This window comes from Thermobacillus sp. ZCTH02-B1, assembly GCF_002159085.1.
Classification (GTDB): Bacteria; Bacillota; Bacilli; order Paenibacillales; family Paenibacillaceae; genus Thermobacillus.
Genome location: NZ_LZRU01000010.1, coordinates 17,208 through 31,118, shown reverse-complemented (window position 1 = coordinate 31,118; position 13,911 = coordinate 17,208). Strand labels below are relative to the sequence as shown.

The window sequence follows — 13,911 nt, the reverse complement described above, 5'->3', positions numbered from 1 at the left end:
GCGGGGCCCCGGCCTTCGTCATGGTCATTTCATTTCATGAACAGCCGCACGAGATACAGGACGGCCGACAGCACGATGCTGATGACGATGCAGGTAACGATCGGGAAATAAAACCGGAAGTTCTCCTTCTCGATCGCGATGTCGCCGGGGAGCCGGCCGAGCGGAATCGATTTGCCGACGAGCATCCAGACGAGCCCGACGAGGAACAGGACGGCGCCGGCGGCCATCAGCAGTTTGGGCATGTTCGGCACGCTGCATTCCCTCCCGACGCGGATAGTTCCTTCTGCCAACAGCATAACGGATGCGATGGCCGGTTGCAATCGGACGAGCCGGTCGCGCTTCCCGGAGCGGATCCCGGAGACGAATCGTATCCTTGTGGTTCTTTTGTAACAATGTGTAACGCATTTGTGATCCATCCGTCACCTTCGATTCCACGGGGCGACAGCATCCGCAGGGTCGTCCATTTCTAATGGAAGCGCAGGAAATGGACGGATGTGGGATGGAGGGATCGCGATGGGCGAACGGGATCTGGAACAGGATGGGCTGGAGCTCGAAGGCGCGGAGCGGGAGGCTGCGGAAGCCGGACAAGCCGCAGCGGAAGCCGAACAGGCCGCTGCCGAGCAGGCGGCGGCGGAGGAACCGGACGGGGAGGCTGAGGATGGGGAAGAGGCGTCCGAAGGCGATGCAGACGCCGAGCGGTCCGGTGCCGGATCCGAAGAAGAAAGCGTTTGACCGTCGATGCAACGGTCCGTCTTGAACGAACCCCGCGGCGTCAAGGCCGCGGGGTTTCGGCATTTGCAAGAAAAAAGTCGGGGCCCCCTCGCGGGAGCCCCCAAGCATGGGAGAGGAGAAACCGGACGAAGAGCTTATGGGGAAACGTAAGTCTTCTCCGCGGTTTTCGCGACGTCTCCCGACGCCGCTGTCTACAGGATGTCCCGTGCGGAGCAAAATATACATACCGGGATAAAAATTTTTTCACCCGGCCCGGAGGATCGCCGCCTGCCGCTGCCTTGCGCGGAAGTGAAATTGTGGTACGATTAGGACAGATTGCGTACGCAACGGGAGGCCGTGGAACGTGAGGGTCATTGCGGGCGCGGCGAAGGGAACGCCGCTCCGGGCGGTGCCCGGCTTGGACACGCGCCCGACGTCGGACCGGGTGAAGGAAGCGATCTTCAGCATGATCGGTCCGTATTTCGACGGCGGGCACGCGCTGGATCTGTTCGCCGGAACCGGCGGTCTCGGCATCGAGGCGCTGAGCCGCGGCGCGGAACGGGCCGTCTTCATCGACGCGGACCGGCGGGCGGTCGCCGTCATCCGGCGCAACGTCGAGGCGGCGCGCGTGGCGGACCGGTCCGAAGTCCACTGCAATACGGCGGAGCGGGCGCTGCGCATCCTCGCGAAGCGCGGAGCGGTGTTCCGCTATGTTTTTCTGGATCCGCCTTACCGGATGAAGATTGCCGACTGCCTGATGGCCGAAATGGAGGAGCGCGGGATGCTCGAAAACGGCGCCGTCATCGTCGTCGAGCACGAGGCGGACTTCCGCTATCCGGAGACGTTCGGCGGATTCCGGCGCCGCAGGATGGCGACGTACGGCGGGACGGCCGTCTCGATCTACCACTACCATGATGCCGCGGACGCGGCCGGGGAGGACATCGATGAAGGAACTTGAACCGAACCGGAGGATTGCCGTCTATCCCGGCAGTTTCGATCCGGTGACGCTCGGCCACATGGACATTATCCGGCGCGCGGCGAAGCAATTCGACAAGCTGATCGTCGCGGTGCTGAACAACACGAGCAAAAATCCGCTGTTCACGGTGGAGGAGCGCAAAGCGCTGCTGGAAGCGGTGACGTCGGATCTGCCGAACGTCGAGATCGACAGCTTCCGCGACCTGCTCGTCCGCTACATGAAGAAGCGGAACGCAAACGTCATCATCCGGGGCATCCGGTCGGTGTCGGATTTCGAATACGAGCTTCAGCTCGCTTCGACGAATCACCGGCTGGACAGCAGCATCGAGACGATATTCATGATGACGAATCCGAAGTATTCGTACCTGAGCTCCAGCATCGTGAAGGAGATCGCGATGTTCCACGGGGATGTCAGCGAGCTTGTGCCGCCCGAGGTGGAAGCGGCGCTCCGGGTGAAGTTCGCCGCCCCGAAAGCGGACAAGCCGGGCTGACGCCCGGACGGGAAGGCCAGGCCTCGGGCGGTCTGGCCTTCCTTGCGCCGGCGGGGGATTGGATGCGCGCAGCGGGAGCATCCGGGGCATGGAGCGGCCCCGGACGGCGGGGCCGCGGTGTGCGCGGCGGCCTTGCCGGCTTCGACGGGCGCGAGGCCTTTGACGGGCGTGAGGCGTCATCGGCCCGGCCGCCGCGCCTGCGCCAGGGACGCGGCCAGCATCAGGAGCAGGAAGAGCGCGAGGAGGAACGCACAGAAGGGCGCCGCCTTCCAGAGCGGATCCAGCCGGCCGGCCGCCGCGCCGGCGGGTTCGGCCAGTCCGCGGTAGACCTCGACCGCATCGCCGGCGCCGGGCCCGGCCGGCAGGCCGAGCGCGGCGAGCGAACCGCCGGCAAGTCCGGCCAGCCGGACGAGCGGCTTCCAAGCCAGCGCGGCGGTCAGGAAGGCGAGCGCCGCGTGCAGCAGCTTCGCCGCGGCGAGGTGCAGGAAACGGACGCCGGCCGCCGCGGCGATGCCGTGGGACGCGAGCAGGCCGGTGATGCCGGTCCAACTGAGGACGGCGGCGATCAGCGCGGCTCCGGCCGGCGCGCCGAACCGCTCGATCATCCCGGCCGCCGCGAACGCCCCGAGATGCGCCTCGTAAATGCCCGGGAACGCGGCGAATTCCAGGAGTTCCGGCAGCACCCGCTCCAGCAGGCGGATCAGCACGGAGCCGAAGATGACGAGCCCGCCGACGGTCATGAGCTGTTGGACGCATTGCGCGACCGACTCGCCCATCGCCTGGCCGAAGCCGCGTCCGTCCCGGCGGCGCGCTTCGCGCATCGCGGCGGCGGCCCGCCCGAGCAGGCTCCGCAAGCCGCCCGGCGCGCGGAAGGCGGAAGCCGGGCTCGCCGCCGGGTCGAGCCGCGCGAGCAGCCAGCCCGCGGCGAGGGCGGACAACCAGACGGAGGCGGCAATCGCGGCGCCGAATTCGGGGCGGCCGAGGAAGCCCGCCCCGACGACGATCAGCATCAGCATCGGATTGGGCATGTGGGACAGCGCCAGCAGGCGCTGGCATTCGCGGTCGGTCAGCGCGCCTTCCCGGTGCAGCCGCGCGGCCGCGCCGGCGCCGGCGGGAAAGCCGCTCGACCAGCCGAGCGCGGCGGCCCAGCCCGCGCTGCCCGGCAGCCGGAACAGGCGGCGCATGACCGGTTCGAGCAGCACGCCGGCCGCGTGGACGACGCCGAGCGCGAGCAATAGCTCCGACAGCGCGAGGAAAGGCAGGAGCCCGGGGAAGACGATGTTCCACCAGATGGCGAGTCCCCGCAGCGCGGCCTGGAGCGCCTCGCCGGGGAAGCGCACGATCAAGAGGGCGAGCGCGAGCAGGGCGGCGCCGGTCGCGGCGGTTCGGATCATGCGGCCAACCTCCTTCGGCGGGATCCGGACAAGTCGCATCAGTTCAATGTACGCGGACGAGCCGGCGAATAGACCGGAAAGGAGGCGTTCGGGGTGCCGGGATGGCCGAAACCGGGACCGGCAAGGACGGCGTTCGGGTGGGGACTGGCCGCGGGAGCGGCCGTGCTGTTCCTGTTCGCGGCGCCGACGCCGTATGTCCTGTACGAGCCGGGGATCGTCGTGCCGGCGGATGAGCTCGTGACGGTGGAAAAAAGGGAACGGCCGGACCGGAAAGCGCCGGAGTCGGAAGCGCGGGACGGGTGGCTGCTCGCGACGGTGTACCTGCGCGATCGGGCCGCGCCGTGGCAGGTCATCTCGTCCGCGTGGCGGCGGGATCGGGAAGCGCACGCAAGGCGGTCGGTGTTCCGGGGTGAGAGCGGAGAGGAGTACAGGCGGCGGATGGCCGTGCTGACGGAGGAGTCGCACGCGAAGGCGCTGATGGCGGCGTTCCGGGCGGCCGGCGTGCGGTACGAGGCGGTTCCGGACGGGGTCTACGTCGTGCGGGGCGCCGGGCGGCTCAGGGCCGGAGACCGGATCGCGGCCGTGGACGGCGCCGCCGTGCGCGGGCTGGACGAGCTCGCCGATGCGCTCGGGGTCCGCGCCGGCCGGAACGCGGAACTGACCGTGATGCGCGACGGCCGCGCGTTCACCGTATATGTCGCCGCGGACGAAGGCGCGGCGGAGGAAAGCGCACCGGACGGCACCGCCGCGGATGGAACCGCCGGATCGGGCACCGCGGGACGATTCGCCGCGGATGGAACCGCCGGATCCGGAGCCGGCACGGTTGCAACCGCCGCGTCCGCGCCGCGCCGCCTCGCCGGAGCGGAGCTCACCGAACGCTTCGCGGTCCGGCCGGAGGATCCCGGCCTTCGCGTCGCGATCGACACCGGCGGCCTCGCCGGGCCGTCGGCGGGGCTGCCGCTTGCGCTCCATATCTACGGGCAACTCACCGGGGAACCCCTCGCCGGCGGGCGCCGCATCGCCGCCACCGGCACGATCGAGCCGTCGGGCGCCGTCGGCGCGGTTGGGGGCGCCGGATTGAAGGCGATCGCCGCCGCGCGCGCCGGCGCCGACCTGTTCCTCGTGCCGGAGGCGAACCGGGCGGAGGCCGCCGAGGCGGCGGAATCCGAAGGCGGCGGCATGTCCGTCGCCGGCGTGCGCACGCTGGAAGACGCGCTCAGTCTGTTGCGCGGAGATCGGGCTCTTCCACGATGACCGGCGGCTCGTAGTAGTCCCGGAGCAGCGCCCGCGGATCCCGGGCGCCGGCGGCGAGGGCGTAGAGGCCCGTCGCCTTCGCGTCCAGCTCCAGGTATCGCTCCCCCGCGCCGGACAGCCCGGCCTGCGCGCCGCCCGCCGCGCTGAGCAGGACGGGCAGCTTCGCGTTTTTCCGCATCCGCCGGAGCAGCTCGCGTCCCTTCGGCGTGAAGCCGAGCACGCGGATGTAGGCGAGCCCCTCCGCGAGCGCGCCGGGGTTCCAGTCGTCCTTGCGGATGCCGAGCAGCACGGCGGTGAGCGCGCGCTGCAGCCGCGTGCGGGTGTAGCGCTTCGTCTTGACGAGGGCGATCAGCTCGTCGACATCGAGCCGCTTCAGTTCGGGCAGCGCGCGCCGGATCCGGTATTCGAGCCCTTCGCCGACGTCGCGGTACCCGGCGAGTTCCGCCTCGTCGAGTCTGAGCAGCAGGTGGAACAACGGTGCCGCGAAGGCGTGCCAGCCCATCGGCGCCCGCCCGGCTTCCCATTCGCGCCGCAGCACGGCCAGTGTGGGCTCCGGCACGTACGGCGCGATCGCCTCCGGCCGGCCGCTCCCGAAGAGGAGCCGTCGCAGCGCCGTCGCGCTCGCGATCGAACCGGAGGGCGCGTCCGCGTCGTGATAGCCGGCCTGCACGCGACGGATCGTGTGCGGCTCCATGCGGCTGCCCAGCCGCCTCAGCGCGATCAGGTAGTGGAGGCCGAGCGTGTTGTTCGGCTGCTCGAGCGGAAACGCGGCCGCCCCGGCGTCGCCGCGCGCCGCAAGCCCCTGGCGCAGCGCGGCGCTGTATGCGTCCGGGAAGCTCATCCCGGCATCCAGCCCCGCGGCAATCCGGTCGCGCACATCCGCGGGCTCGTCCGCGGCGAGCGCGGCGATGCGCAGGAGCGTCCCGATGTCGCCGCTCTCGCTGCCGAAGCAGAAGCAGTCGACAACGCCCGTCGCATCGAGCAGGCCGACGGCGCCGTACGCGAACCATTCGGCCGCGCTCGTCGCGTAGGCGACGGGCAGCTCGATGACGAGATCGCACCCGCTGCGCAGCGCCGTCTCGGCCCGGGCCCATTTGTCCATCAGCGCGGGCTCGCCCCGCTGCAGGAAATGGCCGCTCATCACCGCGACGACGGCGTCCGCGCCGGTCGCGCGCACGGATTCGACGAGATGGTGCCGGTGGCCGTTGTGGAACGGGTTGTACTCCACGATGACGCCGACGGTACGCATCGTTTTCCCCCCCGCGACGCATAACAAGACAGGATCTGCTATAACCATAACACACGGTGCAAATGTTGACAAAACGCGAAGCGGATCGCTATAATTACTTTTGTTTGTTTGGAGTGATCCTGTGAAAATCCATGTGCACGAACTGAACGCAAGCGGCGTTCCGCGGACCATCCGCGAGACGCTGGACGTGTCGGGGCTGTTCAAGGGAAGGCGGGACGTGATCGAAGCCGGACCGCTCCGGGTCGAGCTCCGGGCGCAGGGAGTGCAGGAAGGCGTGGCGCTCGTCGAAGGCGGGCTGGAGCTCGATTTGACGATGCCGTGCTCGCGCTGCCTGAAGCCGGTTCCGGTCCATGTCGCCGTCCCGTTCCGGGAGCACTTCATCGTGGGCGGGGAGCCGCAGACCGAAGAGGAAGCGGACTCGTTCATTCCGTCAGCGAACAACGAGATCGATTTGACGCCGTACGTGGAGGAAGCCGTGCAGCTCGAGCTGCCGCTCGTTCCGCTCTGCGCGGAAGACTGCAAGGGCCTCTGTCCCGAATGCGGCAAGGATTTGAACGAAGGGGAGTGCGGCTGCGACCGCACGCCGGTCGATCCGCGGCTGGCCGCGCTGAAGGACCTGTTCCCGGGCTGACGACGGCCCTCGGGCCGCGGAAGGAATCACCCGATTCGCGCGACTTTCGAAGGAGGTGGGACAGATGGCGGTACCATTCAGGAAAACGTCGAAGGCTCGCCGCGACAAACGCCGTACGCACTTCAAGCTGACGGTCCCGGGCATGGTCAAATGCGACCAATGCGGAGAGCTGAAGCTCGCGCACCACGTCTGCAAGGTGTGCGGTTATTACAAGACGAAAGAGATCATCAAGCAGTAAAGCGGAAAGCAAGCACTTCATCGGCCGGTGAGGTGCTGTTTTTTTGCCGGCGATGGCCGCGGAACGTTTCCGGATTGCTTCCGGCGCGGCTTTTCCTTTATACTGGTTTTAGTACCTGGTGTTAAGAGGGGCCTACATTCCCAGATCGCAAAGGCGGTGCTATCCTGTGGAACGTCTGCCGAAAAAGGAGCGGCACCGGCGGCTGGCCCGTCTCATCGAGGACAATCCGTTCATCACGGACCGCGAGCTGACGCGGCTCCTGAAAGTCAGCATCCAGACGATCCGCCTCGACCGGCTGGAGCTCGGCATTCCCGAGCTGCGCGAGCGGATCAAGCTGATGGCCGAGCGTTCGTTCGACGCCGTCCGATCGCTGCCGCTGCACGAAGTGATCGGCGAGATCGTCGATCTCCAGCTCGACCGGAGCGGCATCTCGATCTTCGAGATCCGGAAGGAGCACGTCTTCTCCCGAACCGGCATCGCGCGCGGCCACCATCTGTTCGCGCAGGCGAACTCGCTCGCCGTGGCCGTCATCAACGACGAGGTGGCGCTTACGGCGACGGCCGACATCCGGTTCATCCGGCCGGTCCGTCTGGGAGAAAAATGCATCGCGAAGGCGTACGTCCGTTCCTCGGGCAAGCGGAAGGCGAGGGTGGAAGTCGCCACCTATGTCGGAGAAGAGATGGTGTTCCAGGGCAACTTTCTGATCGTTCGATCTGCCGGAGCGCAGCAGGATGGAGGAGGGGATCGGCTTGCGGATCGCGATTGATGCCATGGGAGGAGACCTTGCGCCGGAGGAAGCGGTGAAGGGCGTGCTGGAGGCGGCAACCGAATGGCCGGATACGTCGTTCGTGCTCGTCGGCGACGAACAACGGGTCGGGCCGCTCGTGAACGGCCGCAAGCCGCCGAACGTGGAACTCCGGCATGCGTCCGAGGCGATCGGCCCGGATGAAGAGCCGGTGCGCGCGGTTCGGCGCAAGAAGGACGCTTCCATGGTCGTCGCGGCCCGCATGGTGAAGGAGGGCGAGGCGGACGCGATGCTGTCCGCCGGCAACACCGGCGCCCTCATGGCGGCCGGCTTGCTCGTCGTCGGACGGATTCCCGGCATCGAGCGGCCGGCGCTGGCGCAGACGATTCCCTCGACGGACGACGTCGGCGTGCTCGCGCTCGATCTCGGCGCCAATGTCGAGGCCCGTCCGGAGCATCTCTACATGTACGCGGTGATGGGCAGCCTGTACCGGAAGCTCGTGCACGGCATGGAGCAGCCGCGCGTCGGCCTGCTCAACGTCGGCACGGAGGAAGGCAAGGGGACCGAGCTCATGAAGGAGGCGTACGGTCTCATCAGCGCCGATCCGGACATCCGGTTCGCGGGCAACATCGAGGCGCGGGACGTGCTGCAACGCGCGTGCGACGTGCTCGTCTGCGACGGATTTTCCGGCAACGTCATGCTGAAATCGTTCGAAGGCGCGGCCGCGCTCATCATGGGCGAGCTGAAGCGCGCGTTCACGAAGAACGCGATCTCGAAGCTGGCCGCGGCCGTCGTGAAGCCGGGACTGAACCGTCTCCGGCGCAAGATGGACTACAAGGAATACGGCGGGGCGCCGCTTTTGGGACTTGCCGGCATCGTTGTGAAATGCCACGGCTCGTCCGACGCGCGGGCGTTCCGCAACGGCATCCGCCAGGCGCGCGACGCGGTCCGGCACGGACTGATCCGCGCGATCGCGGACCATATCAGCGGGAAGGAAGGATCCGGCGGATGAAGGCGGTAGGCATTATCGGAACGGGCATGTACGTGCCCGACCGGATTTTGACGAACGGCGATCTCGAGAAAATGGTCGACACGAACGACGAATGGATCGTGACGCGGACCGGCATCCGCGAGCGGCGCATCGCCGCGGAGGATCAGGCGACGTCGGATCTCGCCTACGAGGCGGCGGTCCGGGCGCTCGGGTCGGCGAAGCTCAAACCCGAAGACGTGGATCTCATCATCGTCGCAACGATCACGCCGGACATGTTCTTCCCGTCGACGGCCTGCATCCTCCAGGACAAGCTCGGGGCGCGCAAGGCCGCGGCGTTCGACCTGTCGGCGGCCTGCTCCGGCTTCATCTACGCCCTGGCGACGGCCGTCGGCATGCTGAAAAGCGGCATGTACCGGAACGCGCTCGTCGTCGGCGCGGAATGCCTGTCGCGCATCACGGATTACACGGACCGGAACACCTGCATCCTGTTCGGCGACGGCGCGGGTGCGGTCGTGCTCGGCGAGGTTCCGGAGGGGCGGGGATTCCGCTCGTTCGAGCTGGGCGCGGACGGCTCCGGCGGCCCGCTGCTCAAGGTGGCGGGCGGCGGCTCCCGCCTGCCGGCTTCGGCCGAGACGGTGGAGAGCAGGGCGCACTACATCCAGATGGCCGGCAACGAGGTGTTCCGGTTCGCGGTGCGCATCATGGGCAGCGTGGCGGAGGAGGCGCTCCGGAAGGCGGGGATCGACAAAAAGGACGTCGACCTGCTCGTGCCGCACCAGGCGAACATCCGGATCATCCAGGCGGCGCTCAGCCGGCTGGAACTGCCGGAGGAGAAATGCATGATCAATCTCGACCGCTACGGCAACGCCTCCGCGGCTTCGATCCCGATCGCGCTTGCGGAAGCGGTCGAGCAGGGACGGATTCGCGAAGGGGATTGCCTCGTGCTCGTCGGTTTCGGCGGCGGGCTGACCTGGGGCGCGTCCGTCCTCATCTGGTAGTCAATCGTCGGGAAGCGGAGGCATGAGGCAATGGGCAAAACTGCATTCGTGTTCCCCGGCCAGGGCGCGCAGGCGGTCGGCATGGGGAAGGACGCGTACGACGCGTCGCCGGCGGCGCGGGCGATTTTCGAACGGGCGGACCGGGCGCTCGGGTTTGAGCTGAGCAGGATCATCTTCGAAGGTCCGGAGGAAGCGCTGAAGCTTACGGTAAACACGCAGCCGGCGCTGCTGACGGTGAGCGCGGCGCTGCTCGAGCTGATCCGGGACCGGGTGAAGCCGGACTACGTCGCCGGCCACAGCCTCGGCGAATACAGCGCGCTGGTCGCATCCGGCGTCCTCGCCTTCGAGGACGCGGTGCGCGCGGTGCGGCGCCGCGGCGAATTCATGGAGGAAGCGGTGCCGGCGGGGAAGGGCGCGATGGCGGCCGTGCTCGGCGCCGACCGCGAAGCCCTGGCGAAGCTGTGCGAGGCGATCAGCGCCGAGAAGGGACTCGTCGTGCTCGCCAACGTGAACTGTCCGGGCCAGATCGTCGTGTCCGGCACGGCGGAAGGCGTGCGGGCAGTCGCCGAGCGCGGCAGGGAAGCGGGCGCGAAGCGGGTCATCCCGCTCGAGGTGAGCGGCCCGTTCCATTCGCCGCTCATGGAGCCGGCGGCCGAGCGGCTCGGCGAGGTGCTGGACGCGCTGGAGATGCGGGATGCGGAAGTGCCGGTCATCGCCAACGTGACGGCGGAGCCGGTGACGTCGGCGGCCGAAATCCGCCGCCTGCTGAAAGAGCAGGTCACCGCTCCCGTCCTGTGGGAGGACACCGTGCGCCGGCTGAAGGCCCTCGGCGTCGACACGTTCGTCGAAATCGGCTCCGGATCGGTGCTCACCGGACTCATCCGGAAGACGGCGGGGTCCGTCGCCATCCATACCGTGAACAGTCTGGCCGCGCTGGATGCGGCGCTGGCCGCGCTGGCGCCCTGACGCCGGGCGCCGGACAAACGAGAGGAGGGTCCCCCACATGTTCGCGTCCCTGGAAGGAAAGAAGGCGCTCGTGACGGGCGCGTCCCGCGGCATCGGCCGCGCGATCGCGATCGCGCTCGCGGAGGCCGGCGCCGACGTGGCGATCAATTACGCCGGAAGCGAAGGCGCGGCGCGGGAGACGGCGGCCGCCGTCGAGGCGCTCGGCCGCAGGGCGCTGCTCGTGCAGGCGGATGTCGGCAAGCCCGAAGCGTTTGAACGGATGGTGGAAGAGGTGCTGGCGGCGTTCGGCACGATCGACATCCTGGTGAATAATGCCGGCATCACGCGGGACAATTTAATCATGCGCATGAAGGACGAGGATTTCGACCAGGTCATCGAGACGAACCTGAAGGGCGTATTTAACGGCATTCGGGCGGTTGCGCGCCCGATGATGAAGCAGCGCTCGGGGAGGATCATCAACATCTCGTCCGTCGTCGGCACGATGGGCAACGCCGGCCAGGCGAACTACGCCGCCGCGAAGGCGGGCGTGATGGGATTGACGCGGTCGGCCGCGCGCGAGCTGGCGCCCCGCGGCATCACCGTCAACTGCGTCGCCCCCGGCTTCATCGAGACGGACATGACGGACAAGCTGTCCGACGACATCAAGACCCGGATGGCCGGGCAGATTCCGCTCGCCCGGTTCGGACAGGCGGCGGAGGTCGCGTCCGTCGTCCGGTTCCTCGCCTCCGACGCCGCGAGCTACATCACCGGTCAGACGATTCATGTGGACGGAGGCATGTACATGGGCTGAGGTCCGCGCAGGCTATGGCAATTTGGCGGACAATCCCTTATAATACCGAGAAGAGGAGGTGAGCCGGATGTCCGACGTTTTCGAACGCGTGAAGCGCATCGTCGTGGATCGGCTGGGCGTGGACGAGTCGGAAGTGACGCTCGATGCGAGCTTCAAGGATGACCTCGGCGCGGATTCCCTGGATGTCGTGGAACTCGTCATGGAACTGGAAGACGAGTTCGATATGGAAATATCCGACGAAGACGCAGAAAAGATTACCACGGTGGGTGAAGTCGTCAATTACATAGAATCGCATTCCTAGTCCCGTAAGTCCCGTTGACAAGACGGGACTTCGCTCCATTTTACCGGGATTCCTTCCGCGCAATGCGGAATGCGCTTGCAGTTCCATGAGGCCGGCGCGGCTTTTGCGTACGCGGCTTCGCGCCGCCCCGGGATCAGAGGCCGTTGACAGAGGTGAAGCGTTTGAATCGGAGAGTTGTCGTAACCGGCATGGGGGTCGTCACCGCGCTCGGCAGCGACCTGGATACGTTCTGGAGCAATCTCGTCGCCGGCAAGTCGGGTGTGACGCGCGTCGAAGCGTTCGACGCCTCGGAATTTCCGACGCAAATTGCGGCCGAGATCAAGGATTTCAAGCCCGAAGATTACATGGACAAGAAAGAAGCACGGCGCATGGACCGCTTCGTGCAATTCGCCGTCGCGGCCAGCCTGATGGCGATGCGGGACGCCGGACTCGAACCCGGCGTGAACATCGACCCCGACCGCATCGGCGTCATGGTCGGCAGCGGCATCGGCGGGCTCTCCACCTGGGAGGAGCAATACAACATCCTGATCGAGAAAGGACCGAAGCGGGTCAGCCCGTTTTTCATACCGATGATGATCGCGAACATGGCATCCGGCCAGATTTCGATCCTCACCGGAGCGAAGGGGCCGAACTCCACGGCGGTCACCGCGTGCGCGACGGGCACGCATTCGATCGGCGATTCGTTCAAGCTGATCCAGCGCGGCGAAGCGGACGCCATGATCTGCGGCGGCGCGGAGGCGGCGATCCGTCCGATCGGGTTCGCCGGATTCTGCTCGATGCGCGCGATGTCGTCCCGCAACGACGAGCCGGAGAAGGCGAGCCGTCCGTTCGACGCGGAGCGCGACGGTTTTGTCATGGGCGAAGGCTCCGGCGTGCTCGTGCTTGAGTCGCTGGAACACGCGCTGAAGCGCGGTGCCCGCATTTACGCCGAGGTCATCGGCTACGGCATGAGCGGCGACGCGCACCACATCACCGATCCGGATCCGGACGGCGCGGCGCGATGCATGCTGCGCGCATTGAAGGACGCCGGCATCGGACCGGAAGCGATCGATTACATCAACGCCCACGGCACGTCGACGCCGGTCGGCGACCGTTCGGAGACGATCGCGATCAAGCAGGCATTCGGCGACCACGCGTACAGGCTGGCCGTCAGCTCGACCAAATCGATGACCGGCCATCTGCTCGGCGCGGCCGGCGGCATCGAGGCGGTCATCCTGGCGCTGACGCTCAAGAACGGCGTCATCCCGCCGACGATCAACCTGGAGCATCCGGATCCCGAGTGCGATCTCGATTATGTGCCGAACGCCGCGCGCAAGTCGGACGTCCGGACCGGTCTTTCGAACTCGTTCGGCTTCGGCGGCCACAACGCGACGATCGTGATGAGGAGATATGAAGCCTGACCGATTCGAAAGCCTGCAGGAACGGCTCGGCATCCGGTTCAAGCGGATCGGGCTGCTCAAACAGGCGTTCACCCATACTTCCTACGTAAACGAGCACAAAAGCGCCAGCGCGCAGGACAACGAACGGCTCGAGTTTCTCGGCGACGCCGTGATGCAGCTCCTCGTGTCCGAATATCTGTACTTGACGCATCCGCGCCGCCCGGAAGGGGAGCTGACGCGGATGCGCGCCTCGATCGTGTGCGAGCCTTCGTTCGCGAAGTTCGCGGAGACGCTCGATCTCGGGCGGTACGTGCTGCTCGGACGCGGCGAGGAGCAGCTCGGCGGCCGCACGCGGCCGGCGTTGCTCGCGGATTTGTTCGAGTCGTTCATCGGCGCCCTGTATCTCGATTCCGGACTGGAAGCGGTGCGCGACTTTCTGAAGCGGCACATTTTCCCGCTGATCGACGGCGGCGATTATCTGCCGGTGAAGGACTACAAGTCCCGTCTTCAGGAACGGGCGCAGCATCGCGCGCTCGGTCCGATCGAGTACGTGATCGACGAGGAACGCGGGCCGGCGCACGATCGGGAATTTGTCGTCGGCGTGCTCGTGGGCGGCGTCCGGTACGGCACCGGCGTCGGCCGCACGAAGAAGGAAGCGGAACAGCAGGCGGCGGCCGAAGCGTGCCGCCTGATCGGCAACGACGACGCCTGACACACGAGGCTTGCGGCGAACGGCTTCGAACGCGAAAGTTCGAAGCCGTTCGCCGGTTCATGACGCCAGCATGCGGCGGAAACCAG

At 67.3% G+C, this 13,911-nt stretch carries 17 protein-coding genes; 14 read left to right on the top strand and 3 right to left on the bottom strand.

The features are described from left to right. Positions 1–29: 29 nt before the first annotated feature. A complete protein-coding gene (locus A9Z00_RS04325) occupies positions 30–242 on the bottom strand; it encodes a DUF2905 domain-containing protein (RefSeq protein WP_483316265.1) in 213 nt (70 codons plus the stop codon). Positions 243–513: 271 nt separating this feature from the next. Here A9Z00_RS04325 and A9Z00_RS04320 point away from each other — a divergent pair, with 271 nt between their 5' ends. The 3 genes from A9Z00_RS04320 to coaD all read left to right on the top strand — a co-directional run bounded on the left by A9Z00_RS04320 (position 514) and on the right by coaD (position 2,177). Beyond that, complete coding sequence (locus A9Z00_RS04320; protein WP_296974840.1) at positions 514–732, top strand: hypothetical protein; 219 nt, start codon at positions 514–516, stop codon at positions 730–732. Between the two features lie 343 nt (positions 733–1,075). After that, positions 1,076–1,669: a 16S rRNA (guanine(966)-N(2))-methyltransferase RsmD gene (gene rsmD / locus A9Z00_RS04315; protein WP_296974836.1), complete on the top strand. Its 594-nt coding sequence runs from the start codon at positions 1,076–1,078 to the stop codon at positions 1,667–1,669. Next, on the top strand, positions 1,656–2,177 hold the full coding sequence (coaD, locus tag A9Z00_RS04310) for a pantetheine-phosphate adenylyltransferase (RefSeq protein ID WP_296974833.1): 522 nt from the start codon (positions 1,656–1,658) through the stop codon (positions 2,175–2,177). The genes rsmD and coaD overlap by 14 nt, the downstream gene beginning before the upstream one ends. Positions 2,178–2,353: 176 nt before the next feature. Here the strand turns inward: coaD and A9Z00_RS04305 are convergent, their stop codons facing one another. Beyond that, the gene (locus A9Z00_RS04305) at positions 2,354–3,571 is read right to left on the bottom strand and encodes a nucleoside recognition domain-containing protein (protein WP_296974830.1); all 1,218 of its coding nucleotides are present in this window, start codon (positions 3,569–3,571) and stop codon (positions 2,354–2,356) included. 93 nt (positions 3,572–3,664) lie between these two features. On the opposite strand from A9Z00_RS04305, the gene A9Z00_RS04300 reads away from it, so the two are divergent. Further along, the gene (locus tag A9Z00_RS04300) at positions 3,665–4,825 is read left to right on the top strand and encodes a S16 family serine protease (protein ID WP_296974828.1); all 1,161 of its coding nucleotides are present in this window, start codon (positions 3,665–3,667) and stop codon (positions 4,823–4,825) included. On the opposite strand, the gene A9Z00_RS04295 is transcribed toward A9Z00_RS04300, so the two are convergent. Further along, positions 4,788–6,074 (bottom strand): nucleotidyltransferase, encoded by a 1,287-nt coding sequence (locus A9Z00_RS04295; protein ID WP_296974825.1) that lies wholly within the window; start codon positions 6,072–6,074, stop codon positions 4,788–4,790. The genes A9Z00_RS04300 and A9Z00_RS04295 overlap by 38 nt on opposite strands. Before the next feature lie 121 nt (positions 6,075–6,195). Here A9Z00_RS04295 and A9Z00_RS04290 point away from each other — a divergent pair, with 121 nt between their 5' ends. The 10 genes from A9Z00_RS04290 to rnc all read left to right on the top strand — a co-directional run bounded on the left by A9Z00_RS04290 (position 6,196) and on the right by rnc (position 13,825). Continuing rightward, positions 6,196–6,705 (top strand): YceD family protein, encoded by a 510-nt coding sequence (locus A9Z00_RS04290; protein WP_296974822.1) that lies wholly within the window; start codon positions 6,196–6,198, stop codon positions 6,703–6,705. A gap of 64 nt (positions 6,706–6,769) precedes the next feature. Continuing rightward, entirely contained in the window at positions 6,770–6,943 is a 174-nt protein-coding gene (gene rpmF / locus A9Z00_RS04285; RefSeq protein WP_296974820.1) for a 50S ribosomal protein L32, read from the top strand. Positions 6,944–7,118: 175 nt separating this feature from the next. Then, entirely contained in the window at positions 7,119–7,709 is a 591-nt protein-coding gene (fapR, locus tag A9Z00_RS04280) for a transcription factor FapR (RefSeq protein WP_296975017.1), read from the top strand. Further along, positions 7,693–8,700, top strand: a complete 1,008-nt coding sequence (gene plsX / locus A9Z00_RS04275) for a phosphate acyltransferase PlsX (protein WP_296974817.1) — start codon at positions 7,693–7,695, stop codon at positions 8,698–8,700. The genes fapR and plsX overlap by 17 nt, the downstream gene beginning before the upstream one ends. Further along, positions 8,697–9,677, top strand: a complete 981-nt coding sequence (locus A9Z00_RS04270; protein ID WP_296974814.1) for a beta-ketoacyl-ACP synthase III — start codon at positions 8,697–8,699, stop codon at positions 9,675–9,677. The genes plsX and A9Z00_RS04270 overlap by 4 nt, the downstream gene beginning before the upstream one ends. A 30-nt stretch (positions 9,678–9,707) precedes the next feature. After that, positions 9,708–10,643 (top strand): ACP S-malonyltransferase, encoded by a 936-nt coding sequence (gene fabD, locus A9Z00_RS04265; protein WP_296974812.1) that lies wholly within the window; start codon positions 9,708–9,710, stop codon positions 10,641–10,643. A gap of 37 nt (positions 10,644–10,680) precedes the next feature. Continuing rightward, the gene (gene fabG, locus A9Z00_RS04260; RefSeq protein ID WP_296974810.1) at positions 10,681–11,433 is read left to right on the top strand and encodes a 3-oxoacyl-[acyl-carrier-protein] reductase; all 753 of its coding nucleotides are present in this window, start codon (positions 10,681–10,683) and stop codon (positions 11,431–11,433) included. A 67-nt stretch (positions 11,434–11,500) separates the two neighbouring features. Then, positions 11,501–11,734, top strand: a complete 234-nt coding sequence (gene acpP, locus A9Z00_RS04255) for an acyl carrier protein (RefSeq protein WP_296974808.1) — start codon at positions 11,501–11,503, stop codon at positions 11,732–11,734. Between the two features lie 161 nt (positions 11,735–11,895). After that, positions 11,896–13,134 (top strand): beta-ketoacyl-ACP synthase II, encoded by a 1,239-nt coding sequence (gene fabF / locus A9Z00_RS04250; protein ID WP_296974804.1) that lies wholly within the window; start codon positions 11,896–11,898, stop codon positions 13,132–13,134. Next, on the top strand, positions 13,124–13,825 hold the full coding sequence (gene rnc / locus A9Z00_RS04245) for a ribonuclease III (RefSeq protein ID WP_296974801.1): 702 nt from the start codon (positions 13,124–13,126) through the stop codon (positions 13,823–13,825). Before fabF ends, rnc begins: the two co-directional genes overlap by 11 nt. Positions 13,826–13,911 lie beyond the last annotated feature (86 nt).